The sequence below is a fragment of the Mesorhizobium sp. C120A genome, assembly GCF_030323105.1.
GTDB lineage: Bacteria > Pseudomonadota > Alphaproteobacteria > Rhizobiales > Rhizobiaceae > Mesorhizobium.
The window spans coordinates 1484279-1510614 of the sequence record NZ_CP100476.1; the positions used below are offsets into that span (position 1 = coordinate 1484279).

Here is a 26336-nt window from a genome sequence, read left to right on the forward strand (position 1 = left end):
AATTGCCGCGCGACCCATAGCTGGTGTCTTGCCGTTGATCCAGTGGCTATCGCCGTCCCAGCAAACTCTTCACGCGGTTGCGCAGCAGGCGGCCATGTTGCGGGTCTCGCGGTAGAGATGCAACTGCGAGGCGGCCTGGCGGGTCAGCCGATCGGCATCCGGCGTCAGCCCGATCACCAGCGAGCCCATCGGCTTGCGCTCGCTCCACAGCCGGCTCATCACCGGGTGGTCGGGCACGGCGCAGGAATCGGTCATCATGATGTTGGGGTCGTCGAGATGCTGCCTGGTCACCTCGATCATCAGCAGCGTGCCCGGCGAATAGGTCGCCATGGTCTCGTCATAGGCGGTCTTCCAGGTGTAGGCGACGCCGGCCTCGACGAAGACGACCAGGCAGGCGATCGTGCGGCCGTCCAGCGTCAGCGAATGGATGCGGCACATGTCGTGCTCGGCCAGCCGGTGCACGGCTTCGCGGGCAAAGGCGGCGCGGTAGCGGTCGATGGCCATGGCGGTGCGCTCGCGGCCCTTCCAGCCGGCCGCCTCCAGCGTCAGGAAACTTTCGATGGCGTGGCGGATTTCGTCCGGTCCTCGCGCCACGACATGCTCCAACCTGCCGAGATCCTCCAGGCGCCGTTTCAGGCGGCGGAATTCGCGGTAGTGGTGCGCGCGCAGCGATGCTTTCAAATAGGCCTCGCCGTCGAGGGTGCTTTCGAGCACCGGCCGGTCCGCCTTGCCGGTGGTGACCATTGTCAGGCCGCGCGTCTCGGCAACGGTGGCCAGCACGCTGGCCAACGGGCCGTCGAGGCGCATGTCGGGCAGCACGAAGACCTTCGGCAACTTGAGATGCGGCCGCGACAGCATGCCGAAGAAATCCTCGACGACGCCGATCGGGTCGTCATGGTCGACCAGCGGCGTGCCGATCGGGCCGAACGGGCTCGACCAGGTGCGCATCACCGGAACGCCGAGCGGCACCGCCGGCCGTTCGACCGAGAACGGCACCAGCAGGCGCAGCCGGTTGCGGTATTCGTCGCCGTCGCGGATCACGGCCAGCTTGACCTCGCGATCTTCCAGCCGGGGCATGGCCGGCGCCAGAAAGCGCGGGTTGAAGAAGACGTTGGGCTCGATCGTGCGGGTGCACAGATAGTCGAGTTCCTCGACCAGTTCGAAGCCGGCCGAAGCCGGATAGATCGCCAGCTTGCGCAGCGGCCGGTTGTTGGCGAGGATCTCGAGATGCGCCGGATCGGCGTCGCGCGCCAGGCCGGCAAGGCCCGACACCATGGCGCCGGCCGGACCGCCGCTGGTTTCCTCGATCAGCGGGATGGCGGCCATCAGGCGGCTCCCCCGGCAGCGGGCACGAAGATCAGCATGACGATGCCGAGCTTGCGCCAGACGGTGAAGGACAGGGCGCTGGCCTCGAAGACCATGGCGAGGCTGGTGGCGATCGCCGCCCCCCACAGGCCAAAGAGCGGGATCAGCACCACGTTGAGGCCGATGTTGAAGGCCAGCGTCATGGCATAGACGGCGGCGCAGATGTTCTGGTTGCCGCTCATCGTCAGAAGGCTTTCGCAAGGGCCGACGGCGGCGCGCGCCACGACGCCGAACACCAGCAGGAACAGCAGCGGATAGCCGGCGGTGAATTCGGGGCCGAACAGCACCAGCATCGGTTCGCCGAGCGCCAGCACCAGCAGCGCCATCAGCAGCGACGGCCAGAAGGTCCACGACACGGTCTCGCGGGCGAAGGCGGCGAGCTTTTCCGGCTCGCCGTGGGTGAACTGCGCAAAGCGCTGGGCAACGCCGGCCTTGACGGAGAAATAGACGAAATGCACCAGCGCCAGCGTCTTGACGGTGGCGAAATAGACGGCGACGTCATTGGGCTGGAGATAGGCGCCGACCATCAGCACGTCGGCGTTGGTGAGCAGGAAGAAGAAGCTCTCGACCAGGAAGATCGGCAGCGAGACGATGAACCACTCGGCGAAATGCACCTTCATCGGCCCGGCCGGGATATTCCTGCCCATGCGTGTGGTCACGCCGATGAGCTGGCCGAGCGTGGTGGCGTAGGTGGCGGCGATCGAAGCGAAGATCGCTGTCCTGGCGTCGGGCGCATAGCCCACTGCCAGCATCAGCGCCATCAGCGCCAGGATCAGCACCGGCCGCACCAGATAGGTCGGCGACAACGCAAACAACGCCCAGGAATTGGCGCGTGACTGGCCTTGCAGCAGATCGCCCATGGCGATCATCGGCAGGCAGAACAGGCCGAGGATGAAGGGCATGACATAGTAGCTCTCGATCCAGTTCGCGCACAGCCAGACGCCCAGTGCGCCAAGCCCGGCGATCGCGGTTGAGGCAATCAGCACGAACAGGCGGCTGGCGACCACGATGCCGCGCAGCTCGGCCATCATGTTGCGTTCGCGGTATTCGGGGATGAAGCGGATGACCGAGGTGTGGAAGCCGAGGCAGGCGAGGTTGCCGACGATGACCATCGTCACCCAGACGAGGACGAAGATGCCGTATTCGAACGAGCCCATCCAGCGCGCCATCAGCACCTGGCTGATGAAGGCGATGACGGCGCTGACGATGCGGATGGCAAAGGCGATCAGCGACATGCGACCGGCTTCGCCGCGTTCGTCGGCGGTGAACAGCACCGCATCGATGCGGCCAAGCAGAGGCCCCATGCGCAGCGCCAAGCGCTGCGGCAAGAACCGCCCGGCCGTCGTCGCCGCGGAAAAGCGCACCCCGATGTCTCTCCGTTTTCCGCCTCTTTTCAAGCTTTCGATGTATCCGAAACACCTTAAGAAAGGGTGGGCAGGTGCGGGTGCGCCGAGGGGCCAAGGACGGCCGCGTGTGCAAGGTGCGTCATCGTATGCCGGGGCATAATAGAAGGCGAGCGAACGCCGGGGAAGACTGGGGAGCCGGTCGGCGTTTCGCTCGCCCCTCCCCCGCCAAGGGGGATGGCCAGGCACCGGATGTCCGGCGCCCGAGGTGTCACATGTGAGGCGTTACATCCCCTTCATGGCGTCGCACGACACGTTCGGGTTCATGTCGGCGAAGGCGCCCGTCGGGTTCTGTTTCCATGCCCAGACGTGCAGTTCGTAGAACGGGCCGAGGCCGTAGCGATTGGGGGCGCTGTTGAAGTTGAACAGCTGGCCTTCGAGCGAGGCCGGGCCCTTCGAGGTGATGTATTCGACCGCTATCAGCTTCAGGCTGCCGTCGGCCGTCGGCTCGTACATCACCGCTTCGGGCTTGGCGACATCGACGGCATCGTCCTTGAGATAGGCGCCGTTGACATAGTGGATGCCCATGGCGCCGCCGGTGATGCCGCTGGCGCAAGGGATGGCGGCATAGCCTTCGGCAGTGGCGGTTGCCACATTTTCGAAGCGGCTGTTGGCGGCGCGCACCTTTTCGGCCAGCGGGTTGGCGTCGTGTGCCTGCGCCGCACCCGCCGCGATCGAGATGGCGGCGAAGGCCGCGAAGCGTGTCGTCCAAAGAATTATGGTCATGGTCTTCCGTTCGTTTGTTGACGCTCGAGGCGGCGGCGGCCGATGCCGAAACGCCTGCGGCGTTGGTTTAGGATTTGGTTTGTCCGTCCCGGTTCATGCGATGCGGCTTCCGTTGCCGGGCTTTGGCCGCAGCCATTAAAAACCGTGCAAAATCAACGATCCCAAAAGTGATATTGCCAATATTCCTGCGGGACGTCCCGCTCCGATAGCCCGATGTCGCGCCTCAGATAGCCGCCTTCCGGGGGCAAGCGCCGCCTTTCAGACAGATACGCAGGCAGCTTGGACGCGAACCGCCATAGACGGCCGAGCACGGAGGTTGGCCGGCCGGTCTTTCCCAGGACAGGCCCGATTCCGCCGAGCGGCAGGCCATCAGGCAGTTCGCCATGGCCGCGAAGGACCGTTTGATGCTCATCGTCGTGGCGACCGGACGCAGGATCAGAGGTAAAAGTAAGGGTCAAGAACCCGCACCTCCGTGATCTTGTCGACCGGCAGCGAGTTTTTCTGAGCGGTGCTGCGGATAGCTTCGGGCGTCGGCGCTTCGTAGATGCAGAAGCTGTGCTTCTTGTCGGGCGTGACGAAGGACTGGATCCAGGTGACGCCCTTTTCGGCATTGCGCATGACGACGCCGCCGACCGCAGTGGCGCCGATGTCGGTCATCGGTATGTTGAGGCCGTCCGGAAATGTGCGTTCAATCAGATAGCGAGGCATGGAAGGTTTCCTTTTCCATTGGTTCACGCTCGATCGGAGCGCTGCTGGACGTTGACCACGCCGGCCCGGCCCGCGCATCGGAACGATTCCCCATATTTGGCGGGACGATTCCCTATATTGGCGTCGTTCTTTGTGGAAAGAGGCACGGCAATGTGTGCAAAGTCACATTGCGTCGCTTTCTTCACGGGCTAATCGTGAGCGGCCCGCCATGGTGGGAAAACTCCGATCGTATGAGACGATGATAATGATGCTTCTGGAACGGCAGACGCAGCTGCAGCAGTTGGAGAGCCTGCTTGGCGATGCAATAGGCGGCCATGGCCGCGTCGCCGTGTTGGCCGGGGAGGCCGGTGCCGGCAAGACGGCGCTTGTCGAGGCATTCGCGGCCCGTGTCGGAGAGAGCGCGGCGACGTTGCGCAGCGCTTGCGAGGATCTGTCGATCCCCGATCCGCTGGGGCCGCTTTACGATCTGGCCCGTGAGGCGCAATGGGCGCTGCCGCGCGCAATCGACGCCCGGCATGGGCAGAGACTGCCGCTGTTTTCCGATGCGCTCGACGCCTTTGCGGCCAAGGGGCCGTGCCTGCTGATCATCGAAGACCTGCACTGGGCCGATGATGCGACGCTCGATTTCGTGCGCTTCCTCGGCCGGCGTATCGCCAACACCCACATCCTGCTGTTGCTCACGGCGCGCACCGACCGCAGCGAGGGACAGATGCGGGTGCGCCGCGCCCTGGGCGAAATCCCAGCCGGCAGCGTGGCGCGCATCGACGTGCCGCTGCTCAGCCAGGCGGCCGTGCTGTCGCTCGCCGATGCGGCCGGACGCGATGGCGACGCCATCTACCGGGCGACCGCAGGCAATGCCTTCTTCGTCACCGAATTGCTGTCGGCCGAAAACGAAATGGCGCTGCCGGCGAGCGTGCGCGACGCCGTGCTGGCAAGGGCCGAGCGGCTGTCGGTTGGCGCCCGGGCCATGCTCGACGCGGTGTCGGTGTTCCCGCGCCGGGCCGACGCCTGGGCCCTGCAGGGCCTGTGCGGCGTCGCCAGCGCCGGCCAGCTGGCCGAGTGTGTCGCCAACGGCCTGCTCGACGATCTGGGCGACGGCTACGCCTTCCGGCACGACATCGCGCGGCGCGCCATCGAAATGATGCTGACGACGTCGCACAGGCGGCAATTCAACCAGCGTGCGCTGGCGGCACTGCTCGAAAATGGCGACGTCTCCACAGGCCGCCTGGTGCATCATGCGGTCGAGGCGCATAATCTGGCGGCGGTGCGCGAACTTGCGCCAATCGCCGCGCGCGAGGCGTCGCGCGTCGGCGCCCATCGCGATGCCGCCGGCTATTACGAGATCGCCCTGCAGCAGGCCGACAGCCTGCCGGTGATCGAGCGCGCCGCGCTCTACGAAAGTCATGCCTTCGAGTGCCATCTCATCGGCAAGATCGATGACGCGCTTGCAGCGCAGGGACAGGCGCGCCGGTTGCATCAGGCAGACGGCAACAGGCTGAAGGAGGGCGACAGCCTGAGATGGCTGTCCCGGCTGAGCGAAATGGGCGATGACCGCGAGGCGGCGGCCGCCTTCGGCGCCGAGGCTGTGGCTATGCTGGAAGCGGCTCCCGCCGGTCCCGAACTCGCCATGGCCTATTCGAACCTTTCGCATCTGGCGATGCTGTCGGAGAGGGTGGAAGACACGCTGTTCTATGGCGAGAAGGCAGCGGCGCTGGCTGCGCGCATGAACCGTCCCGACATCGCGTCGCATGCCCTCAACAATGTCGGCTGCGTCGAGCAGTGGCTCAATCCGGATGCCGGACGCCTGCGCCTCGACCAAAGCCTTGAAATTGCGCTCCAAGGCAATTTCCAGGAACATGCCGCGCGCGCCTTCACCAACCGCGCCTGTTTCGAGATCACCCAGATGAGCTACGACGCGGCGCGTCCGGTGCTGGAGAGCGGGATCCACTATTGCACCGAAAACGACCTCGGCACCTGGCGCGACTATCTCAGGGGCATGCTGGCCGATGTGCAGCTGCGCCAGGGCCAATGGGATGAGGCCGCCGCGACGGCAAGCGATGTCATCGACAATGAGCGGACAACCACCGTGGGCCGGTTTCCGGCGCTGCTGGCATTGGCGAAACTGCGCCTGAGGCGCGGCGATCCCTCGGCCGAGCCGCTGTTCGCCGAAATGGCGCGCCTGGTCGGAAGCGGCGGCGACCTGCAGATGCTGAGCTCCTATGCGGCCTTGATAGCGGAGCAGGCATGGCTGGGCCTGGCCGACAGGCAAGAGGCGCTGGCGCTGATCACCCGCGCCGAAACGCCGGTGCGCTCGCGTGCCCATGTCGGGGAGCTGGCGCTGTGGCGAACATTGCTCTCTCCCGATATGCCGGCCGGCGACACCGCCGACATGGCGACACCATACCGGCTGCTTCTAACCGGCGACTGGCGTTCGGCTTCGGCACTCTGGGCCGAATTGAATGCGCCATACGAGCGCGGACTGGCGCTCATCCTCGGCGACGACGAGGGGCAGCGGCTGGCACTGGATATTTTCGACGGCCTGGGGGCAAGGCCGGCAGCCCAGCGCCTGCGCGATATCATGCGCAAGAACGGCGTTGGCGGCATCGCCCGCGGCCCGCGCCGCTCGACGCGCGCCAACCTCGCCGGCCTCACCTTGCGCCAGATGCAGGTGCTGCAGCTGATCGAACGCGGCCTCTCCAACAAGCGGATCGCCGAGCAATTGACGATTTCGCCAAAGACGGTCGATCACCATGTCTCGGCGGTGCTGGGCAAGCTGGATGCGGTGTCGCGCGGCGAGGCGACAGCGACCGCGCGCGATTCGGGGTTGTTGTGAGGTTTTGACGAGGGTTGGACCGAGAGGTCGCGATCCTTCGCACCCCCCTCTGTCCTGCCGGACATCTGCCCCTCAAGGGGGGAGATTGGCTGTCACTGTGGCTTTCGCCAATTGTCGAAATTGAAAGAAGTTACGGCGCCGAAGCTGCTGATCTCCCCCCTTGAGGCCCCTTGAGGGGAGATGGCCGGCAAGCCAGAGGGGGGTGCTGTCCCGCCGACCTAATGATCAAGCAAACGCGCCGTGGCAGTGCTTGTATTTCTTGCCGGAGCCGCAGGGGCAGGCTTCGTTGCGGCCGATCTTGCCCCAGGTCGCCTGGTTGTTCGGATCGCGGTCTTCGGGAGCGACGATGGCGTTGCTCTCCTGGCGGACCAGAAGTGCGGTCTCGCCGCCCTCGAAATCGTCCTCGCCCGTGGTGCCGTCAATGTGGCTGCCGAACATTTCAGGCGCTTCGGGCGGCGGTGCTTCGGCGGCCTGGCGGACCAGTTCGACGCGCATCAATTGCGCGGTGACGGCCTGGCGCAGATTGCCGAGCAGCGCCTGGAACAGCTCGAACGCCTCGCTCTTGTATTCCTGCAGCGGATCGCGCTGGGCGTAGCCGCGGAAGCCAACGACCGAACGCAGATGGTCGAGGTTGACGATGTGCTCGCGCCACAGATGATCGAGCGTCTGCAACACCACCGAGCGTTCGACATAGCTCATCACGTCTGGGCCGAAGCGCTCGGCGCGCTCCTTGGCGGCGGCGTCGGCGGCCTTGGTCAGGCGCTCGCGGATGTCGTCCTCGGCAATGCCTTCTTCCTTGACCCAGTCCTCGACCGGCAGGTCGAGATTGAGGAATTCGGCGACCTCGGCCTTGAGGCCGGCGACGTTCCACTGCTCGGCATAGGCGTTTTCGGGGATGTTCTTGGTGACGATCTCCTCGATGACGCCTTCGCGCATCTCGGCGATCGTCTCGGACAGGCCTTCGCCGTCCATCAATTCGATGCGCTGCTCGAACACCACCTTGCGCTGGTCGTTCGAGACGTCGTCGTATTTCAACAGGTTCTTGCGGATATCGAAGTTGCGCGCTTCGACCTTCTTCTGCGCCTTTTCCAGCGCCTTGTTGATCCACGGATGGATGATGGCCTCGTCTTCCTTGAGGCCAAGCTTCTGCAGCATGCCGTCCATGCGCTCGGAGCCGAAGATGCGCATCAGATCGTCCTGCAGCGAAAGGAAGAATTTCGAACGGCCGGGGTCGCCCTGGCGGCCGGAGCGGCCGCGGAGCTGGTTGTCGATGCGGCGCGATTCATGACGCTCGGTGGCGAGCACGTAGAGGCCGCCGGCGGCTAGCGCCTTTTCCTTCAGGCGCTCGACATCGGCAATGATTTCCTTTTCGCGCGCCTCTCGCTCGGGACCAGCAGGCATGTCGCCCAGTTCGTCCTCGATGCGCATCTCGGCGTTGCCGCCGAGCTTGATGTCGGTGCCGCGTCCCGCCATGTTGGTGGCGATGGTGATGGCGCCGGGTTTGCCGGCCTGGGCGACGATGGCGGCCTCGCGCTCGTGGTGGCGGGCGTTCAACACCTCGAAATCCTTGAACCCTTCCTTGCGCAGGCGCTCGGCCAGTTGCTCGGATTTTTCAATGGAGGTGGTGCCGACCAGCGTCGGCTGGCCCTTGGCGCGCGCTTCCTTGATCTCCTTGACGATCGCCTTGTACTTCTCCTCGACCGTCCGGTAGACCTCGTCGTCCTCGTCCTTGCGGATGACCGGCAGATTGGTCGGGATCTCGGTGACTTCGAGGCCGTAAATGTTGCCGAACTCCTCGGCCTCGGTCAGCGCCGTGCCGGTCATGCCGGAAAGCTTCTTGTAGAGGCGGAAGTAGTTCTGGAAGGTGACGGAGGCCAGCGTCTGGTTTTCCGGCTGGATCGCCACATGCTCCTTGGCTTCGAGCGCCTGGTGCAGGCCTTCCGAATAGCGGCGGCCCGGCATCATGCGGCCGGTGAATTCGTCGATGATGACGATCTCGTCGTTGCGGACGATGTAGTCCTTGTCCTTCTGGAACAGCCGGTGCGCCTTCAGCGCGTTGTTGACGTGGTGGACGATGGCGACGTTCTCGACGTCATAGAGCGACTCGCCCTTGAGCAGGCCGGCCGCGCGCAGCAGGTTTTCCAGCTTCTCGGTGCCTTCCTCGGTGAAGATCGAGGTCTTCTGCTTCTCGTCGATCTCGTAGTCGGCTGGGCCGAGCTGCAGCATGAAGGCATCGATGGTGTTGTACATTTCCGAACGGTCCTCAAGCGGACCGGAAATGATCAGCGGCGTGCGCGCCTCGTCGACCAGGATGGAATCGACTTCGTCGACGATCGCGTAATTGTGGCCGCGCTGCACCATCTGCGCGCGCTCATACTTCATGTTGTCGCGCAAATAGTCGAAGCCGAGCTCGTTGTTGGTGGCATAGGTAACATCGGACGCGTAGGCGACGCGGCGTTCCTCGTCGGACAGGCCATGGACGATGACGCCGACCGAGAGGCCGAGGAATTTGTAGACGCGGCCCATCCATTCGGAGTCGCGGGTGGCAAGGTAGTCGTTGACGGTGACGACATGGACGCCCTTGCCGGCAAGCGCGTTGAGATAAACGGGCAGGGTGGCGACCAGGGTCTTGCCCTCGCCGGTACGCATTTCGGCGATGCCGCCATTGTGCAGCACCATGCCGCCGATCAGCTGCACGTCGAACGGGCGCATGCCGAGCACGCGGCGGGATGCCTCGCGGACGGTGGCGAAGGCCGGGACCAGCAGGTCATCGAGCGTGGCGCCGTTGGCGATATCCTGGCGGAATTTTTCCGTGCGGGCCTGAAGCTCGGCGTCGGACAGCGCCCGCATCTCGTTTTCCATGGCGTTGATCGCCTCGACACGCGGCCGGGTCGATTTTACGCGACGATCGTTGGAGGAACCGAAAACCTTACGGGCGAGACCGCCGAGACTGACCATCCGATGGTCCTTTCGATAGAATTCTCAATTTTGAGATGAGCGCCGGCCGGCCCCATCAATTCCGCGTGAAACGCGGACAAACACAAAAAGCGCCCGGAAAACGGTTCTGGACGCAAAGTCGTTGGACAGATAAGAGGGGGCTCAACTGATGTCAACGCCGCGTTAGCCCTATGGGCAGCGCCAAATTCCGCCACAATCCGGCTGATCTGCAAGCCCTACCAATCCCCCTTGGAGTTAATCTTGATGTCCCTACTGTTTCGCCGTGCGTCGCTCGCCAGCCTTGGCCTGGCTTTCGGCCTGTCGGCCCTGTCGCTGTCTCCGCTGATGGCCCAGGAAGCCGCTCCCGCCCCGGCCGATGCCGCAGCAGCGCCGGCGGCAGCCCCCGTCGATCCGAACACCGTTATCGCTACAGTCAATGGCCAGAAGCTGACCGAGGCGGACCTTGGGCTTGCCGAGGGCGAGCTGTCGCAGCAGTTCTCGCAGTTGCCACCCGAGCAGCGCCGCGCCGCGGCCCTTTCGGCGGCCATCGAAATCCGCGTCATGGCCGCCCAGGCGGTCGCTACCGGGCTCGACAAGGATCCCGAATTCCAGCGCCGCATGGCGTTCCTGCAGCAGCGCGCGCTGCATGGCGAGATGGTCGAGAAGGGCGTCGTCGACAAGGTTACCGATGCCGAGGTGCGCGCCCGCTACGACCAGGAAATCGCCAGCACGCCGCCGGTCAATGAGATTCATGCCCGTCACATCCTCGTGAAGACGAAGGAAGAGGCCGAGGCGATCATCAAGCAGCTCGATGGCGGCGCCGACTTCCAGAAGCTCGCCAACGAGCATACCAGCGATCCCTCGGGCAAGACCAATGGCGGCGATCTCGGCTGGTTCGGCCCGGGGCAGATGGTGCCGGAATTCGACAAGGCGGCAGTTGCGCTCGAAATCGGCAAATACACCAAGGAGCCGGTGCAAACGCAATTCGGCTGGCATGTCATCAAGCTCGAGGACAAGCGCACCAAACAGCCGCCGGCCTTCGACGACGTCAAGGACCAGGCCAAGCAGGCGGTGATCCGCGACAAGTATTTCGCACTGGTCAAGCAGCTGCGCGGCGCCGCAAAGGTTGAAATCCCCGACGCCAATCTGAAGAAGGCCGTCGACACGATGGAAGCCGGCAAGTAAGGCCGGCACCGAAAAAACATGCAAAGGGCGCCGTTCGGCGCCCTTTTCAATTGCGGGAGATGCCGGACATCACATAGCGGACAGTGGCACGGATTGTCGCCTCATCTTCGTCCAGCCGGTTGGTCAAAAGGTGTTTCCAGGCATAGGAAGCGATGAGGTCGGCGACCAGCGCTGCGTCGATATCGGCCGCAACCTCGCCGCGCGCCTTGGCGCGCTCGATGATCCGAGCGGTGTGGGACACGCGCCCATCGGCATAGCCAGTCAGGGCCGCGGCCGCCGCTTCGTCGGACTGGGCCTCGGCGATCAGCGAGCGGAATACGCTGCCCGAGGATGTGTCGCGCCAATGCGCGAAGAGGTTCCTCAGAAAACCGACGAGGTCGTCTTCGAGACTGCCGGTATCGGGGACGTCGACACGCTTTTGCCGCTTGTAAACCTCCAGCAGCAGGGCCGCCTTGCTCGGCCACCAGCGATAGATCGTGGGTTTGCCGGCGCGCGCCCGCCGCGCCACGGCCTCTATGGAGAAGCCGGCATAGCCGGCCTCGACCAGCACCGCCTCCGCGGCCTCGAGAATGGCCTCGGCGCTGTCTGGGTTGCGCCGCGCCCCGATCGATCTGCGGGCCGGATCCTCGCCCATGTCTGTCCTCGCCAACAATGTCTGCCCTCGCCAACAATCTCGCCGGCAATATAGGTGAGCTGGCAGGCAAACGAAACGGCCCGTTTCCAGCGCTTGTAGAAGCAGGTCTCACATTCGCTTCGCGGGGATTTCAGTTCATCGCTTGCGAGGTTTCCGAGGCGATACGCCACTGGCCGTCGCTCTTCACCAGCCCAAGCGTGACTCGTGCCTTGCCGGTCATGCGCGCCGCCGATTTGTCTTTCGACATATAGTCGTAGCTCATCGCGAACACGGCTTCGGCGCGGTTCTCGCCCTGCGGCGTCACCTCGAGGCTGCCGGGCTCGAGACTGAACGACCAGGATGCAAATTGCGCGAACCAGTCCGTCTTGAGCTTGACGACGGCGTCGCTGTCATAGCGCGTGCCGAAGATGGTGGCGGAAGGCGCATAGAGCCGCTTGACGGTCTCGCCGATCGCCGCGGCATCGGGCGCAAGATAGTCGTCGCGCAGGAATTTCTCGATTGCGGTCTTGTCGTCGCCTACAGACCGTTCGAGTGCCGCAACCTTTGTTTCGGGCGCCGGGGGGACGGCGGGCTTCGGCTGTGCGACCGTTTCGCCGCTGGGCACAAACTCAAACCGTTCGAGCAGCGAACCCTGTTCCCATGGGCGCTGTCCCTCGCGGGTTTCGGAGACCACGTCGCGGCGCACCGCGATCATCATGTCGTTGATGCTCTGGCCGGGCTCGGCCATGTGCCGCAGCAGGGCGGCGGCGAACGGCGAATTGCGTCCGGTGCCGTCCATGGCGACAGCGCCTGGCGCCGTCGAGAAGGCGATGAAGGAGCCGCGCGTCGAATCGAACTGCGCCAGACCGGCAAGCGCCGTTGCCGAGCGCGTGGTGGCGGTGCGGCTCAGGCTGCGGGCAAAGGGATTGTTGCGGCAGGCATCGAGAAAGACCAGGCTGACCTTGGTCTGCTGCTCCATGATGTCGAGGACTTCGTCGATCGGCACGGCTTCGAGCTGCAGCTTGACCGGCATGTCGAGCCGGGCGTCGACCGGCACGATGTAGTTGCGCCCTTCCACCTGCAGGCCGTGGCCGGCGTAATAGAAAAGCCCGACGCCCGCACCTTCCAGCGCATCGGAAAATTCGCCGATCTTGCGCTCGAGTTCGCGCTTGCCGAGATCGTTGCCCTCGATGACTTCGAAGCCGATCGAGCGCAGCTTGCCGGCAATATCGAGCGCATCGTTGACCGGATTGGTGAGCGTGCCGGCTTCGGCATAGGTGCCATTGCCGATGACCAGCGCCACGCGCCGTTCCGGCTGCGCATCGGCGCTCAGGAGCAAAAGCCCCATAAACGCCACCGCCAAGATCACCAGCCTGCCCATGGCCGATATCATAACGCCAGAGGCCCCGGTGACGCCAACGGATTTGAAATGCAAGCTTAATCCCTGGTGGCTTGCCGACAGCGGCGGCCAAGAAAACGCCCTTGCGCCGGGCCGTGCTATCGGGCAAACCGGCCTTCGCCCAGCGTTTTTCCCTCGCCCGAGGTCTCCAATGTCCGCAACGATTTCGCCGCTCGCGCCGAAGAAATATCCCAAAATGCCTGCCATTGAGGGCGTGCGCATCGCCACCGCAGAGGCCGGGATCAAGTACAAGAACCGTACCGACCTCTTGGCCATGGTCTTCGATGCCGGCACAGCGGTTGCCGGCGTGTTCACGAAGTCGAAATGCCCCTCGGCGCCGGTCGACTTCTGCCGCGAGAACCTTGGCGCCGGCAAGGCGCGGGTGCTGGTCGTCAATTCCGGCAACGCCAACGCCTTCACCGGCAAGAAGGGCCGCGCCTCCACCCAACTGACCGGCGAGGCCGCGGCCAAGGCCGCAGGCTGCACGCCAGGCGAAGTGTTCCTCGCTTCTACCGGGGTAATCGGCGAGCCGCTCGACACCACCAAATTCAGCCATTTGCTCGCCGGACTGGTCAAGGACGGCAAGCCGGATCTGTGGACCGAGGCCGCAAAGGCCATCATGACCACCGACACCTATCCGAAAGTGGCGACAGCGACGGTCAAGCTCGGCGACACCGACGTCATCATCAATGGCATCTCCAAGGGCGCCGGCATGATCGCGCCCGATATGGCGACTATGCTGTCCTTCATCGCCACCGATGCGCCGATCGCCGCCCCCGTGCTGCAGGACTTGTTGTCGCGCGGCACGGCCAAGACCTTCAACGCCGTCACCGTCGACAGCGACACCTCGACCAGCGACACGCTGCTGTTGTTCGCCACCGGAGCCGCTGCCAAGCGCGGCGCGCCCGCCATCAGCGATCCCAAGGATGCGCGTCTCGGCGCGTTCCGCCGGGCGCTGGGCAAGGTGCTCAAATCGCTGGCGCTGCAAGTGGTGCGCGACGGCGAGGGCGCCCGCAAGCAGGTCGAAGTCACCGTTACCGGCGCCAAATCGGCGCGCTCGGCCAAGCGCATCGCGCTGTCCATCGCCAATTCGCCGCTGGTCAAGACGGCGGTTGCCGGCGAGGACGCCAATTGGGGCCGCGTCGTCATGGCCGTCGGCAAGGCCGGCGAGCCGGCCGATCGCGACCGGCTGTCGATCTGGTTCGGCGACAACCGTCTGGCGCATGAGGGCGAACGCGACCCGGGCTACTCCGAGGAAGCGACCTCGGCCTATATGAAGCGCGACGACATTCGCATCCGCGCCGATATCGGTATCGGCCGCGGCAAGGCGACGGTGTGGACCTGCGACCTCACCAAGGAATATGTCGCCATCAATGGCGATTACCGGAGCTGATGGAGTTGGCTTCCAGGCATCCGGCAAGCATGCTCGCCATCGTGCGCCGCTACGAGGCTGCGGGGTTTCGCGCCTGGCCGGCGGCGGCCGTGCATTATGACGGCACCTGGGTGGTGCGGCTGACAGCCGGCCATCCGGCCAAGCGGCTGAACTCGGTCAACCCGCTCGATCCCGGCGACACCCAGCACATTGCCGAGCGCATCGGCCGCGCCAGCCGGCGCTTCGACGCCTATGGCAGGCCGCTGACCTTCCGCATCTCGCCGCTGTCGGGGCCGGACCTAGCCAAGCATCTCGACAATGAGGGCTGGAGCACATTCGACGAATCCCTGGTGATGCGGCTGCCGCTGGCGGACGCGCAACTGGCGCCGGCCATGGACCAGATTCCGCTGAAGGATATCAGCCGCTTTCTCGGCGCGTCGCTCAAGGTCAGCGGCTCGGATGCATCGCTGCGGCCCGGTCTTTCGGAAATCATCGGCGCTATCCAACCCGAAGTCGGGCTGTTTGCGCTGGAGGAAGGGGCCGACCCTCTGGCGGTGCTGATCTGCGTCCATGACGGCGATCTTGCCGGTCTGTTCGAGATCGCCACCGCCAAGTCGGCGCGCAATCAGGGCCATGGCCGCAACCTGATCCTGTCGGCGCTGAAGTGGGCGAGGCTGCGTGGCGCTCGCGAAGCCTGGCTGCAGGTCGAGGCCGGCAATGCGCCGGCGCTGGCGCTCTATCGCTCGCTGGGCTTCGACGAAGTCTATTGCTACCACTATCGCCGGCCGCCGGGCGCATGAGCGAGATCACCGGCAAACGCCTGCTGCTGGTCGCCGCGTGCGCGCTGGTCGATACCGATGGGCGGGTGCTTCTGGCGCAGCGGCCCGAGGGCAAACAGCTTGCCGGCCTGTGGGAATTTCCCGGCGGCAAGGTAGAGCCAGGCGAGACGCCGGAACAATGCCTGATCCGCGAACTGCAGGAAGAAATCGGCATCGAGACCGACATTCCTTGCCTGGCGCCGCTCACCTTCGCCAGCCATTCCTATGATGATTTCCATCTCCTGATGCCCCTGTTCGTCTGCCGCCGCTTCCGCGGCATCGCGCAGCCCAGGGAAGGGCAGGCGTTGAAATGGGTGCGGCCAATGCAGATGCGCGACTATCCCATGCCGCCGGCCGACGCGCCGCTAATCCAGTTCCTCATCGACCTGTTGTGATACAAAGCCATTTCGCGGTCTGATCTAGCCAGCGTTAATGGAAGATTTATCTCGTCGTGAAAAATTGCGGCAAAGCGGGTTCGCGGGGAGCGATTGCATGAGCCTCGACAGGGAATGGGACTCGATCCGGCCAGATCGCAGCTTTCGCGCCGCCGGCGTCGGCTTATTGCGCGTCACGCTGTTGTTCGGCTCGGCCGCAGTGGCGCTGGCGCTGATCGCGGTCCCCGTGCTGGACAACCAGACGCGATCATCCAGCCGCGATGCTCTTGCAGGCGGTCTCGACCCGATGAGCACGGGTTCGATCGGCCCGCGGGCCACCTATACGCTGCGCAGAAGCGTGCTGCAGCCCTCACCGAGCTCAGTCTGCATCATCCGCGCCGACGGCCAACGCAGCGGCGACTGCTGACCAACAAGGTCGACACCAGCTTGAGAACTTCCTCAACGCAGGCCCATTTCACAGCCTGTTAAGCTTGTGCCGTTAACCTTTCTTAACAGGTCGGCGATATGGTCGGGGATGAGAGGGATCGACGATCATGAAGCCATTGCTGCGCCGATTTTTGCAGGACGAAACAGGCGCCACGGCCATTGAATATGGCCTGATCGTTGCGGTGCTGTCGCTTGCCATCGTCGGGGGTGTCGGCAAGGCCAGCAATGCGATCCAGTTTCTGTTCAGCGACAACAACAGCAGGCTCGCAAACGCCTTCGCCGAGCACTGATCCGGATCGCCGTCACCGCCCGTCGGGGTTTTCCAGTATCGTCTTCAGCGAGACCTTCGCCGAACCCGGTTTCAAGGGCTTTTGCTGCGAGGCATCGGGCGCCCAGCCCGACATCCAGACGATGGAAAAGCTTGCCCTGATGCGGCCATCAGCGTCCGAAAAGCGTTCGGCATAGATTTCGGCGGCACGGGTAAAAAGCTTTCGCGCTCCCGGTCGCCGGCTGCGATCGGTCAGCGCGCTGGTTTCGCCCATCGCCCTGAGATCGGCAATGAGGTTGAAGAGGGTATCGTAGCGGACGGTCACCGTTTCGACGTCGGCCACCGGTAGCGCCAGTCCGGCGCGCTGCAGCAGTGCGCCGGCGTCGCGAACATCGGTGAAGGGGATGACACGCGGGCTGGCGCCGCCATAGAGTTCGGTCTCGGCGGCGAGCAGGCTTTCGCGCAATTCGGAAAGCGTGCCGGCGCCGGCAAAGGCGCCGAGGAAAAGCCCGTCGGGCCGCAGAGCGCGGCGGATCTGCACCAGCATGCCGGGAATGTCGTTCATCGCCTGCAACGACAGAAGTGAAACGACGAGGTCGAGGCTTTCCGGCTGGAACGGCACTGTTTCCAGCGGTGCTATCAGCCCTGGCCGGCCGTCCAGAAACGCTGGATCTGCCTCGACGCGCACGATCTCCGCTGCCTTGCCGCTTGCAGCGACCACGTCCGTTGCGTCCGGCGTCTGGCAAAACAGCACCGCGGCCTTGCCGAATTTCCGCTCGACCGCGCCGAGCCGGTCGGCAAGGTCTTCCGCCGCCCGCCGCATCAGAAAATCCGCGCCGGCTACGGGGTGGGCCAGCGCCCTGCGCTTGCGCACCAGCCAAAGTTCAGTATCGATGATCGGCTGCAACGGTAGACATCCCTGTTTGTCTGTCTAGTGATATCCTGGCGCGGACGACAAAACCACGTGGCCGATCCGGTGATGGAGATCAAGAGCCTCGCTCAAACCATGTTGAAACTGGCCATGTTGGACTGGCCGGCGCGGATGCTGTTCCCGCCGGTTTGTGCCGGCTGTCGCAGGCACGTCTCGCAACCCGGCGTTTTGTGTGGTGCCTGCTGGCCGAAACTCAGGCTGCTGGAGCGGCCATGGTGCGCGGTGATGGGCACGCCATTCACGCACGATATGGGCGAGGGATTCCTGTCGGCCGAGGCGATCGCCGATCCGCCGCCGTTCGAGCGGGCGCGGGCGGCCGTGGCCTATTCAGGTGTCGCCCGCCAGATGGTGCAAGGTCTGAAATACCAGGATCGCACCGATCTGGCGCCGTGGATGGCGCGCTGGATGCTGCGCGCCGGCGCTGAGGTAATTGCAGACGCCGATGTCGTCGTACCGGTGCCGCTGCACTGGCGGCGCTTCTTTCGGCGGCAGTTCAACCAGTCGGCGGAGTTGGCAAGGGCGGTTGCGCAGCTTAGCGGGCTGCCTTTCTCGCCCTCGGCGGTCCGGCGCGTCAAGCTCACGCGCCAGCAGGTCGGGCTGGAGCGGCAGGAGCGAGAGGACAATGTGCGCGCCGCCTTCCGTGTGCCTGCGGAAGCCGAAATCGAGATCACTGGGCGCCGCGTGCTTCTGGTCGACGATGTCTACACCACCGGCGCTACCGTGCGCTCGGTCGCCAGGGCGCTGAAGAAGGGCGGCGCCGGAGCGGTCGATGTGCTGACCTTTGCGCGTGTCCTGCCGGGGGACTTTCGGGCCGACGAGTCCGCGACTATATAAGGTCAAGGAAAGGCACGGACCGATGCTCGATGTGACGATTTACACCCGTATGATGTGCGGCTATTGCGCGGCGGCCAAGCGGTTGCTCGACCGCAAGGGCGTCGCCTACACCGAGCATGACGCTTCGTTTTCGCCGGAATTGCGCCAGGAAATGATTTCGCGGGCGCATGGCCGCTCGACCTTTCCGCAGATTTTCATCGGCGACACGCATGTCGGCGGCTCCGACGACCTCCACGAATTGGAGGCACGGGGGCAGCTGGACAGGCTGCTTGCCAACGGCTCGACGACAAAGAGCGGTTCGTAGCGCCGCTCTATGTCTTTGTTTTTACGCAATTCCGGACGGAAAACCGTTACACACTTTTCCTGGAATTGCTCAAAGAGGACGTGACGATGGGTGTTTTCAAGGCGGCGGCGATCCAGATGCGTTCGGGCGAGAGCCCTGAGCGCAACGCGATCGATCTCGAACGGCTGGTGCGCGAGGCGGCAGGCCTCGGTGCAACCTACATCCAGACCCCGGAAATGACCGGTGCGCTGATCCGCGACAAGGAAGCCAGGGCTGCTTCCTTCACCTCGGAAGACAAGGACATCGTCGTGGCGACCGCGCGCAAGCTCGCCAGCGAACTCGGCGTCTTCTTGCATATTGGCTCTACCGCCATCCTGCGCGCCGACGGCAAGCTCGCCAACCGGGCGCTGCTGTTTGGGCCGGACGGCGCGACGCTCGCCACCTACGACAAGATCCACATGTTCGACGTCGATCTCGACAATGGCGAAAGCTGGCGCGAATCCGCCGCCTATGAGCCGGGCACCGAAGCGGTCGTCACCGAGATCGACGGCGCCAGGCTGGGCTTTGCCGTCTGCTACGATCTACGCTTTCCACAGCTGTTCCGCGCCGAGGCGATGGCCGGCGCCGACCTCTTGTCGGTGCCTGCCGCCTTCACTCGCCAGACCGGCGAAGCGCACTGGCATGTGCTGCTGCGAGCCCGTGCCATCGAGAACGGCGCCTATGTGGTTGCTGCAGCACAAGGTGGCCTGCATGAGGATGGCCGCGAAACCTATGGCCATTCGCTGATCGTCGACCCATGGGGTCGAATTCTCGCCGAGGCCGACCATGACGATCCGGAGGTGATCATCGCCGAGATCGACACGGCGCAGTCGTCGGCCGCGCGTAAGAAAATCCCCAATCTCAAGAACGCGCGTGATTTTGCCGTCAATGCCGGCGCAGTGGAAGCGCCGCGGCTCAGGGGCGCGGCTTCGTGATCCGCTTTGCCCTGATCTGCGAGCACGAGCACGAATTCGAGGGCTGGTTTCGCAGCAATGACGATTTCGACACGCAGAAGAAGCGCGGCTTCGTCGATTGCCCGAGCTGCGGCTCGCACAAGGTGCAAAAGGCGCTGATGGCGCCAGCCGTCTCCACCGCGCGGAAGCAGGAAACAATTGCGCTGGCCATGGGCGAAACCCAGAAGCAGGCTTTGGCGCAACTGAAGGCGATGGCCGAGAAGGTGCGCGAGAATGCCGACTATGTCGGCGACAAGTTTGCCGAGGAAGCGCGCAAGATCCATTTCGGCGAGAGCGATGCGCGCGGCATCTATGGCGAGGCGACGTTGGACGAAGCCAAGAGCTTGGCCGAGGATGGCATCGATTTCATGCCGATCCCGAGTTTTCCCGAGGAGCGCAATTGAGCGATCAGCTGGCGCTATCGATCAATTTGCCAAGCAACTGAGCCAGTGCCCCCCGCTCCGTGCCGGTGAGCCCGGCGAGGATTTCATGCTCGTTGGCGACGTGGGCGGTCAGGGCTTCGTCGATCAAGGCCAGACCTTTTTCGGTCAGTTGCACGACAATGCCACGCCGGTCGTTGGGGTGCGGGCCGCGCAGGATCAGTCCGGCCTTCTCAAGCCGGTCGAGCCGGTTGGTCATGGCCCCAGAGGTCACCATCGTCGCCTCGTATAGAGCGGTCGGTGTCAGCGCGTAGGGCTGGCCGGAGCGGCGCAGCGTCGCCAGCACATCGAATTCGCCGGCCTGCAGTCCGAAACGGGCAAACAGCGGGGCGAGGCGCTCGCGGGCGATTAGCGACGAGGCTTCGTTCAGCCGCCCAAGCACCAGCATTGGCGACACCTCCAGGTCCGGCCGTTCCCGCTTCCATTGCTCCACCGCCTTTGCCGCGCGATCCATTTGTCTCACCGCTAAGTATCTTGACGTTAAGAATCTTTGTGGTATGCTACCTCAAGATACAGTTTCGACCCAGTGCCGCAAGTGAGTGACGGGACCATCCGATGAAATTTCTCTGGGAATCGGCGCTTGGCCTGCTGGTCGTCACCGGCGGCCTGCTCGGCCTGACCCTGCCGTTCGGCAAGCTGGCGACGGCTGCCGGCGTTCCGGCCATGGTCTGGGCCTTCGTCATCTCGTTCGGCGCCGGGGGCGTGCTGCTGTGCGCGTTGCTCGCGAACGGCGAGCGCATGCGGCTCACCTCGCACAGACTGCGCTATTTCTTCATCACCGCCGCCGTGTCCTACGCCGTGCCCAATCTGCTGATGTTTTCGGCTATCCCGCATCTCGGCGCCGGCTATACCGGCATCATGTTCACGCTGTCGCCGGTCATCACACTGGTGTTTTCGATCCTGCTCGGCGTTCGACGGCCAAATACGCTCGGCAGTATTGGTATCGCCGTCGGCTTCATCGGCGCCGTCATGGTGGCGGTGACGCGCGGCGAGGCCGGCCAGCCGGCCGATGTCTACTGGGTGCTGGTCGGACTTTTGATCCCGGTCAGCCTTGCCGCCGGCAATATCTATCGCACCGTCGACTGGCCCGAAGGCACCGGTCCGATCGAACTGGCCGTCGGCAGCCACCTGGCCTCGGCGACGCTGCTGCTGATCGGCATTCTCGCGCTGTTCGGCGTCGGCGCTTTCGCCCCGCTCAGGGCCGTGCCGCTGGTTGTCGTGGCGCAAGTCGCTTCGGCCTCGGCGATGTTTGCCTTCTTCTTCCGGCTGCAGGCCGTGGGCGGTCCGGTCTATCTCAGCCAGATCGGCTATGTGGCGGCGGCCGTCGGCCTGTTTGCCGGAACCATCTTCCTCGGCGAGCACTACCAGTTGCTGACCTGGGCCGGCGCGGTGATCATCACCATCGGCGTGATCATCACCACCAAGGCGCAGAGCCAGAAGGCATAGGGTCTTTGGTTTACGCAATTCCCTAGGCAAAGCGCTATGCGCTTTTCCCGGGAAAACCGCTTCACACTTTGCTCGAACTGCTCAAGCTTAAATTTGGCTCGCGTCGAGGCGCTTCCGTAGCGCCGGCGGGACGACGTTTCGCCAGGCCGTCCGAACGGCGCTGCGGAATGTCTGTTCGTCGCAGGCTTCGAGCATGATCGACGTCCATCCCTTTTGGCCCCAGCCGCCTGTCACGGGCCTGAAAACCGATGGCTCAGCCGCGGCCATCATCTCTTGCTGGTCGCGGTCGAGCTTGACGACAGCACGGTCGGCTTCGGGCAGCGAGACGAAGATACGGTTGCGGACGCGGAAGTCAGCCTTGCCGAAATGCGATTGCTCGACCGTTTCGGGAAGATCGAGCGCCAGCTCTCGGGCCCTCATAGTGTCCACGGCCGCCCCCTTTCGTTCAGACCGATCGTTTTTCCGCCAGCACCATATAGTTGACGTCCATGTCCTTGGAGCGTGCCCAGCGGTCGGCGAGAGGATTGTAGGTCACGCCGGTGCGGTCGATGATGGTCATGGCGGCGCTGCCGAGCGCCTTTTCAAGCTCTTCGGGCCGCACCAGCTTGCCGAACTGGTGGGTGCCGCGCGGCAGCCAGCGCAGCACATATTCGGCGCCGATGATGGCCAGGCCCAGTGCCTTCAGCGTGCGGTTGATGGTGGCGACGAACATGATGCCGCCGGGCTTGACCATCTCGCCGCACTTGCCGATGAACAGGTCGACATCGGCAACATGCTCGACGACTTCCATGTTGAGGACGACGTCGAATTTCTCGCCGGAATCGGCCAAATCCTCAGCGGTCGTAGCGCGATAATCCACCGTCACGCCGCCTTCGGCCGCGTGCAGCTTCGCCACCTCGATGTTGGTTGCCGAGGCGTCGGCGCCGACCACTTCGGCTCCAAGCCTTGCCATCGGCTCGCACAATAACCCACCACCGCAGCCGATATCGAGGAAACGCAGGCCTTCGAACGGCCGCGCCGCCCGCGGATCGCGGCCGAAGCGCGCCGCCACCTGGTCCCGGATATAGGCCAGCCGGACCGGGTTGAATTTGTGCAGCGGACGGAATTTGCCGTTCGGGTTCCACCATTCGGCGGCAAGCGCGGAAAAGCGTTCCACTTCTCCGGCATCGATTGTCGATCGTCGGGCCTCTGGCATGGGGCGGGTCTCCTCGGACGCTAGGAAGTCGGGTGCCGGGGCAAGAAAGTCAAGGCCGGTTTTATGCGACTGCTGGCAAGTCGACCTAGGGCCTCGAGATCACAATCGCCGCATGTCCCATCTCAACACTCGCGGGATCGATGGCCCGCATCGCTTCGCAATCGCCGATCTCGGCGATGATGCGGCCGGCGGCGGCGAGAGCCTGCTCGCGACTTCGCCAGCGCACGACATCGACCCAGCTGCCATCGTCCCGCCGCGCCAGGCAGCGGTTTACGAAACCAGGTTGCCGCGCCAGCCAGTCGGCGACCAGGTTGTTGGCGGCGGCAAAGCCCGCTTCCGCTCCAGGCTTGAGGCGAAAGGTGACGATTTCCAGGGCCTCGGTCATTTTGCGTCCAGCACGTCGCGCAATTTCGCCGCCAGCTGCTCGATGGTGAAGGGCTTGGCCAGGAAATGCACGTCATGGTCGAGCACGCCATTGTGGACGACGGCGTTCCTGGTGAAGCCGGTGGTGAAGATCACCTTCAGCTTCGGCATGCGCGCCAGCGCCTCCTCGGCGAGCTTGCGGCCATTCATCACCGGCATGACGATATCGGTGAACATGAGCGCCACACCAGGGTTGTCGCCCAGCTTTTCCAGCGCTTCCTGGCCGCTTGTGGCATGAATGACGGTGTAGCCGAGTTCGCGCATGGCATCCGTGGTGGAAGCCCGCACGCGTGGATCGTCCTCCACGACAAGGATGGTTTCGGTGACCGGCACGGCAGGATTTCCGGCTCGTTCCGAAGATATGGCGGCCTCTTCCGGGCCGAAGAAGCGCGGCAGGTAGATCCTGATCGTGGTGCCTTGGCCGGGTTCCGAGTAAATCTTGACGTGTCCGCCGGACTGTTTGACGAAGCCGAACACTTGGCTCAGCCCGAGGCCGGTGCCCTTGTCGACTGGCTTGGTGGTGAAAAATGGCTCGAAAGCCCGCTCCATGACGTCCGCCGGCATGCCGGCGCCGGTGTCGCTGACCGCAATCATTACATACTGGCCGGCTTTGACCTCGGCATGGGTGGCGGCGTAGCCCTCGTCGAGGTGGCTGTTGGCGGTCTCGATGGTCATCTTGCCGTCCTCGCCCATGGCGTCGCGCGCATTGACCGCCAGGTTGAGAATGGCATTTTCGAGCTGGCTCGGATCGGCATGGGTCTTCCACAGGCCGCCAGCCAGCACGGTTTCGATGCGGATGGTTTCGCCGAGCGCCCGCCGAAGCAGGTCCGACATGCCGGCGACCAGACGATTGGCGTCTACAACCTGAGGCGCGAGCGGCTGCTGGCGCGAGAAGGCAAGCAGCCGTGACGTCAAGTTTGCGGCCCGGGTCGCCGCATCGGTCGCCGCTTCGATGAATTTCATGATGTCGTGCTCGCCCCGCGTCAGCTTGCGCTGGGCGAGGTTCATGGCGCTGATGATCACCGCCAGCATGTTGTTGAAATCGTGGGCGATACCGCCGGTCAGCTGGCCCACAGCCTCCATCTTCTGCATCTGGCGGATCTGTGATTCGGCCTTTTCACGCGTCTGGATTTCGTTGCCGAGCTCGATGTTCTTGCGCATCAGCTCTTCCTGGGCGATGGCCACTGCGCGGAACCGGCGGCGCGAAAGGCGAACCGTGTAGGCGCCAAGCAGGAAGATCGCCAGCAGCGCCGCTATCGAGCCGATTCGCAGCCAGTTTTCGACCCGGTCGGTATGAGCGTCGCGCGCGGCGATGGCTGCGCCGCCAATGCGCCGGATCGTGTCCATGCTGGCCCGGATCTGGTCCATGGCGGCCTTGCCCTGGCCGCTGCGGACCAGTTCCAGAGCTTTTGCCGCATCGCCGCGATCGTAGAGTGCAATCGTCTCAGCCAATTCGGCCTGGTTTTGTGAAAGCGCGTCCTTGACGTGGTTGATCTGCTGCACGAGTTCGTCGTCCGGCGCGGTCATGCCGTCGATGCGCGCAAGCTGGCCCGGAATGGCGTCGACCGCCTGCCGATAAGGCTGGAGGTAGGATTTCTCGCCGGTCAGGAGATAGCCGCGCTGGCTGGTCTCGGCCTCCTGAGCCATGGCAAGCAAACCGGAAAGCAATTCCTGATACTCGACCGCCTCGCGCGCGGCCTCACGATTGGCTCTCTGGGTCTCGACCAGCACGGCGCGTGTGCCGACGATCAACGCCAGCACGGCGAAGCCGATGAACAGCGGCAGCGATTGCCACCGCATGGCGCGTCGAAGGCGAACAATCATTCGATATGCCGGACCAAAAGGAGTTTCCCGCGGGCAGCATTTGGTAAGCGGCGGCGGGGCCGAACGCAATATGCCGCGATCCTGAAGCCGGCATCCGCCGCCAGCCTTGCGAAACCGTCATCATTTGGCTAAGGAGGCGCGCATTCAGCGGCCGGCTTCTGTCGAGCGCTTACTTCCCCTTTCGGTCCTGGGCCGGCTTCAGTCAAAGGCATTTCGCTTCCATGGCGCGCATCGTGATGAAATTCGGCGGAACCTCCGTCGCCGACATCGCCCGCATCCGCAATGTGGCGCGTCACGTCAAACGCGAGGTCGATGCCGGCCATGAGGTCGCTGTCGTGGTTTCGGCGATGGCGGGCAAGACCAATGAACTGGTTGGCTGGACGCGCGAAGCCTCGCCCATGCACGACGCGCGCGAGTATGACGCCGTGGTCGCCTCGGGCGAGCAGGTGACTGCCGGCCTGCTGGCGATCACACTGCAGAATATGGGCGTCCATGCCCGCTCCTGGCAGGGCTGGCAGATCCCGATCAAGACCGACAACGCGCATGGCGCGGCGCGCATCCTCGAAATTGACGGCGCGTTCCTGATCAAGCGCTTCGGCGAGGGCCAGGTGGCTGTCGTCGCCGGCTTCCAGGGCATCGGCCCGGACAACCGCATCGCCACGCTCGGCCGCGGCGGCTCCGACACAAGCGCGGTGGCCATTGCCGCGGCGGTCAAGGCCGACCGCTGCGACATCTACACCGATGTCGACGGCGTCTACACCACCGATCCGCGGATCGAGCCGAAGGCGCGGCGGCTCAGCAAGATTTCGTTCGAGGAAATGCTCGAAATGGCCTCGCTCGGCGCCAAGGTCTTGCAGGTGCGCTCGGTCGAGCTTGCCATGGTGCACAGGGTGCGTACGTTCGTGCGGTCGTCCTTCGACGATCCCGATGCGCCCGGAATGGGGGATTTGCTCAATCCTCCGGGAACGCTTATTTGCGACGAGGAAGAGATCGTGGAACAGCAGGTCGTCACCGGAATTGCCTACGCCAAGGACGAAGCGCAGATTTCTCTGCGCCGCGTTGGCGACCGCCCGGGCGTTGCCGCCGGCATTTTCGGCCCGCTGGCCGAGGCCAACATCAATGTCGACATGATCGTCCAGAACATCTCAGAGGACGGCAAGTTCACCGACATGACCTTCACCGTGCCGTCCGGCGACGTGGACAAGGCGCTGGCCGTGCTGGAGCGTCTGAAGGCTTCGATCGGCTATGACGTGGTGCAGTCGGAAGCCGGCATGTCGAAGGTTTCGGTCATCGGCATCGGCATGCGCAGCCATGCCGGTGTGGCCGCCACCGCTTTCAAGGCGCTGGCCGACAAGGCGATCAACATCCGCGCCATCACCACCTCCGAGATCAAGATTTCGATACTGATCGACGGTCCCTACACGGAACTCGCGGTTCGCACTTTGCATTCCGTGTACGGTCTGGATAAGCAGTAGCGAGAGCGATTTGAGTTGTTGCGTGTGCGCCGGTGGCAGTGGAAA

At 64.3% G+C, this 26336-nt stretch carries 25 protein-coding genes and 1 pseudogene; 13 read left to right on the top strand and 13 right to left on the bottom strand.

All coding sequences use genetic code 11. From position 1 onward, the window contains the following. Positions 1–46: 46 nt before the first annotated feature. From NL532_RS07360 to NL532_RS07375, 4 genes and pseudogenes are all read right to left on the bottom strand, one after another. Positions 47–1326 (bottom strand): annotated as a pseudogene (locus tag NL532_RS07360) (GNAT family N-acetyltransferase). Beyond that, complete coding sequence (locus NL532_RS07365) at positions 1326–2729, bottom strand: lipopolysaccharide biosynthesis protein (protein ID WP_023828418.1); 1404 nt, start codon at positions 2727–2729, stop codon at positions 1326–1328. Before NL532_RS07365 ends, NL532_RS07360 begins: the two are co-directional and overlap by 1 nt. A gap of 264 nt (positions 2730–2993) precedes the next feature. After that, positions 2994–3494, bottom strand: a complete 501-nt coding sequence (locus tag NL532_RS07370) for a hypothetical protein (RefSeq protein WP_023828419.1) — start codon at positions 3492–3494, stop codon at positions 2994–2996. Between the two features lie 435 nt (positions 3495–3929). Next, positions 3930–4202: a DUF4242 domain-containing protein gene (locus NL532_RS07375; RefSeq protein WP_023828420.1), complete on the bottom strand. Its 273-nt coding sequence runs from the start codon at positions 4200–4202 to the stop codon at positions 3930–3932. 244 nt (positions 4203–4446) lie between these two features. Here NL532_RS07375 and NL532_RS07380 point away from each other — a divergent pair, with 244 nt between their 5' ends. After that, the gene (locus tag NL532_RS07380; protein WP_031202756.1) at positions 4447–7035 is read left to right on the top strand and encodes a helix-turn-helix transcriptional regulator; all 2589 of its coding nucleotides are present in this window, start codon (positions 4447–4449) and stop codon (positions 7033–7035) included. 225 nt (positions 7036–7260) lie between these two features. Here NL532_RS07380 and secA read toward each other — a convergent pair whose 3' ends face one another. Continuing rightward, positions 7261–9993 carry a preprotein translocase subunit SecA gene (secA, locus tag NL532_RS07385; RefSeq protein ID WP_023672992.1) on the bottom strand — a complete coding sequence of 911 codons (2733 nt, stop codon included), beginning with the start codon at positions 9991–9993 and terminating at the stop codon, positions 7261–7263. Positions 9994–10236: 243 nt separating this feature from the next. Here secA and NL532_RS07390 point away from each other — a divergent pair, with 243 nt between their 5' ends. Further along, complete coding sequence (locus NL532_RS07390; protein ID WP_023804562.1) at positions 10237–11157, top strand: peptidylprolyl isomerase; 921 nt, start codon at positions 10237–10239, stop codon at positions 11155–11157. Between the two features lie 46 nt (positions 11158–11203). Here NL532_RS07390 and NL532_RS07395 read toward each other — a convergent pair whose 3' ends face one another. Together NL532_RS07395 and NL532_RS07400 are read right to left on the bottom strand one after the other, a co-directional pair. After that, positions 11204–11791: a TetR/AcrR family transcriptional regulator gene (locus NL532_RS07395; protein WP_023694003.1), complete on the bottom strand. Its 588-nt coding sequence runs from the start codon at positions 11789–11791 to the stop codon at positions 11204–11206. 130 nt (positions 11792–11921) lie between these two features. Continuing rightward, on the bottom strand, positions 11922–13205 hold the full coding sequence (locus NL532_RS07400) for a caspase family protein (protein WP_245270177.1): 1284 nt from the start codon (positions 13203–13205) through the stop codon (positions 11922–11924). A gap of 115 nt (positions 13206–13320) precedes the next feature. On the opposite strand from NL532_RS07400, the gene argJ reads away from it, so the two are divergent. From argJ to NL532_RS07425, 5 genes are all read left to right on the top strand, one after another. After that, positions 13321–14562 (top strand): bifunctional glutamate N-acetyltransferase/amino-acid acetyltransferase ArgJ, encoded by a 1242-nt coding sequence (gene argJ / locus NL532_RS07405; RefSeq protein ID WP_023672988.1) that lies wholly within the window; start codon positions 13321–13323, stop codon positions 14560–14562. A gap of 29 nt (positions 14563–14591) precedes the next feature. Further along, positions 14592–15341 carry a GNAT family N-acetyltransferase gene (locus NL532_RS07410; protein WP_031202759.1) on the top strand — a complete coding sequence of 250 codons (750 nt, stop codon included), beginning with the start codon at positions 14592–14594 and terminating at the stop codon, positions 15339–15341. Beyond that, positions 15338–15754 carry an 8-oxo-dGTP diphosphatase MutT gene (gene mutT, locus NL532_RS07415; protein ID WP_023828424.1) on the top strand — a complete coding sequence of 139 codons (417 nt, stop codon included), beginning with the start codon at positions 15338–15340 and terminating at the stop codon, positions 15752–15754. Before NL532_RS07410 ends, mutT begins: the two co-directional genes overlap by 4 nt. Positions 15755–15851: 97 nt before the next feature. After that, on the top strand, positions 15852–16160 hold the full coding sequence (locus NL532_RS07420; RefSeq protein WP_023828425.1) for a hypothetical protein: 309 nt from the start codon (positions 15852–15854) through the stop codon (positions 16158–16160). 127 nt (positions 16161–16287) lie between these two features. After that, positions 16288–16470 (top strand): Flp family type IVb pilin, encoded by a 183-nt coding sequence (locus NL532_RS07425; RefSeq protein WP_023672984.1) that lies wholly within the window; start codon positions 16288–16290, stop codon positions 16468–16470. A 12-nt stretch (positions 16471–16482) separates the two neighbouring features. On the opposite strand, the gene NL532_RS07430 is transcribed toward NL532_RS07425, so the two are convergent. Further along, positions 16483–17355 (bottom strand): methyltransferase domain-containing protein, encoded by an 873-nt coding sequence (locus NL532_RS07430; protein WP_286488016.1) that lies wholly within the window; start codon positions 17353–17355, stop codon positions 16483–16485. Between the two features lie 72 nt (positions 17356–17427). Here NL532_RS07430 and NL532_RS07435 point away from each other — a divergent pair, with 72 nt between their 5' ends. The 4 genes from NL532_RS07435 (at position 17428) to NL532_RS07450 (ending at position 19892) form a co-directional block, all read left to right on the top strand. Next, a complete protein-coding gene (locus NL532_RS07435) occupies positions 17428–18213 on the top strand; it encodes a ComF family protein (RefSeq protein WP_196813826.1) in 786 nt (261 codons plus the stop codon). A gap of 22 nt (positions 18214–18235) precedes the next feature. Then, positions 18236–18517, top strand: coding sequence for a glutaredoxin 3 (gene grxC, locus NL532_RS07440; RefSeq protein WP_023672982.1), 282 nt, complete (start codon positions 18236–18238; stop codon positions 18515–18517). An 86-nt stretch (positions 18518–18603) separates the two neighbouring features. Further along, positions 18604–19470 carry a carbon-nitrogen hydrolase family protein gene (locus NL532_RS07445; RefSeq protein WP_023698969.1) on the top strand — a complete coding sequence of 289 codons (867 nt, stop codon included), beginning with the start codon at positions 18604–18606 and terminating at the stop codon, positions 19468–19470. After that, complete coding sequence (locus tag NL532_RS07450) at positions 19467–19892, top strand: DUF1178 family protein (RefSeq protein WP_023672980.1); 426 nt, start codon at positions 19467–19469, stop codon at positions 19890–19892. The genes NL532_RS07445 and NL532_RS07450 overlap by 4 nt, the downstream gene beginning before the upstream one ends. Positions 19893–19896: 4 nt before the next feature. Here the strand turns inward: NL532_RS07450 and NL532_RS07455 are convergent, their stop codons facing one another. Next, entirely contained in the window at positions 19897–20382 is a 486-nt protein-coding gene (locus NL532_RS07455; protein WP_023672979.1) for a MarR family winged helix-turn-helix transcriptional regulator, read from the bottom strand. A gap of 101 nt (positions 20383–20483) precedes the next feature. Between NL532_RS07455 and NL532_RS07460 the strand changes: the two genes are divergently transcribed. Continuing rightward, positions 20484–21374 (top strand): DMT family transporter, encoded by an 891-nt coding sequence (locus NL532_RS07460; RefSeq protein ID WP_023693996.1) that lies wholly within the window; start codon positions 20484–20486, stop codon positions 21372–21374. An 87-nt stretch (positions 21375–21461) separates the two neighbouring features. Here the strand turns inward: NL532_RS07460 and NL532_RS07465 are convergent, their stop codons facing one another. The 4 genes from NL532_RS07465 to NL532_RS07480 all read right to left on the bottom strand — a co-directional run bounded on the left by NL532_RS07465 (position 21462) and on the right by NL532_RS07480 (position 24792). After that, a complete protein-coding gene (locus NL532_RS07465; RefSeq protein WP_023693995.1) occupies positions 21462–21794 on the bottom strand; it encodes an MmcQ/YjbR family DNA-binding protein in 333 nt (110 codons plus the stop codon). Positions 21795–21819: 25 nt separating this feature from the next. After that, on the bottom strand, positions 21820–22569 hold the full coding sequence (gene ubiG, locus NL532_RS07470) for a bifunctional 2-polyprenyl-6-hydroxyphenol methylase/3-demethylubiquinol 3-O-methyltransferase UbiG (RefSeq protein ID WP_023672976.1): 750 nt from the start codon (positions 22567–22569) through the stop codon (positions 21820–21822). Between the two features lie 85 nt (positions 22570–22654). Next, on the bottom strand, positions 22655–22954 hold the full coding sequence (locus NL532_RS07475) for an antibiotic biosynthesis monooxygenase family protein (protein ID WP_050588469.1): 300 nt from the start codon (positions 22952–22954) through the stop codon (positions 22655–22657). Beyond that, positions 22951–24792, bottom strand: a complete 1842-nt coding sequence (locus tag NL532_RS07480) for a CHASE3 domain-containing protein (protein ID WP_023731038.1) — start codon at positions 24790–24792, stop codon at positions 22951–22953. Before NL532_RS07480 ends, NL532_RS07475 begins: the two co-directional genes overlap by 4 nt. Before the next feature lie 245 nt (positions 24793–25037). Between NL532_RS07480 and NL532_RS07485 the strand changes: the two genes are divergently transcribed. Next, complete coding sequence (locus NL532_RS07485; protein WP_023707556.1) at positions 25038–26291, top strand: aspartate kinase; 1254 nt, start codon at positions 25038–25040, stop codon at positions 26289–26291. Positions 26292–26336: the final 45 nt, after the last annotated feature.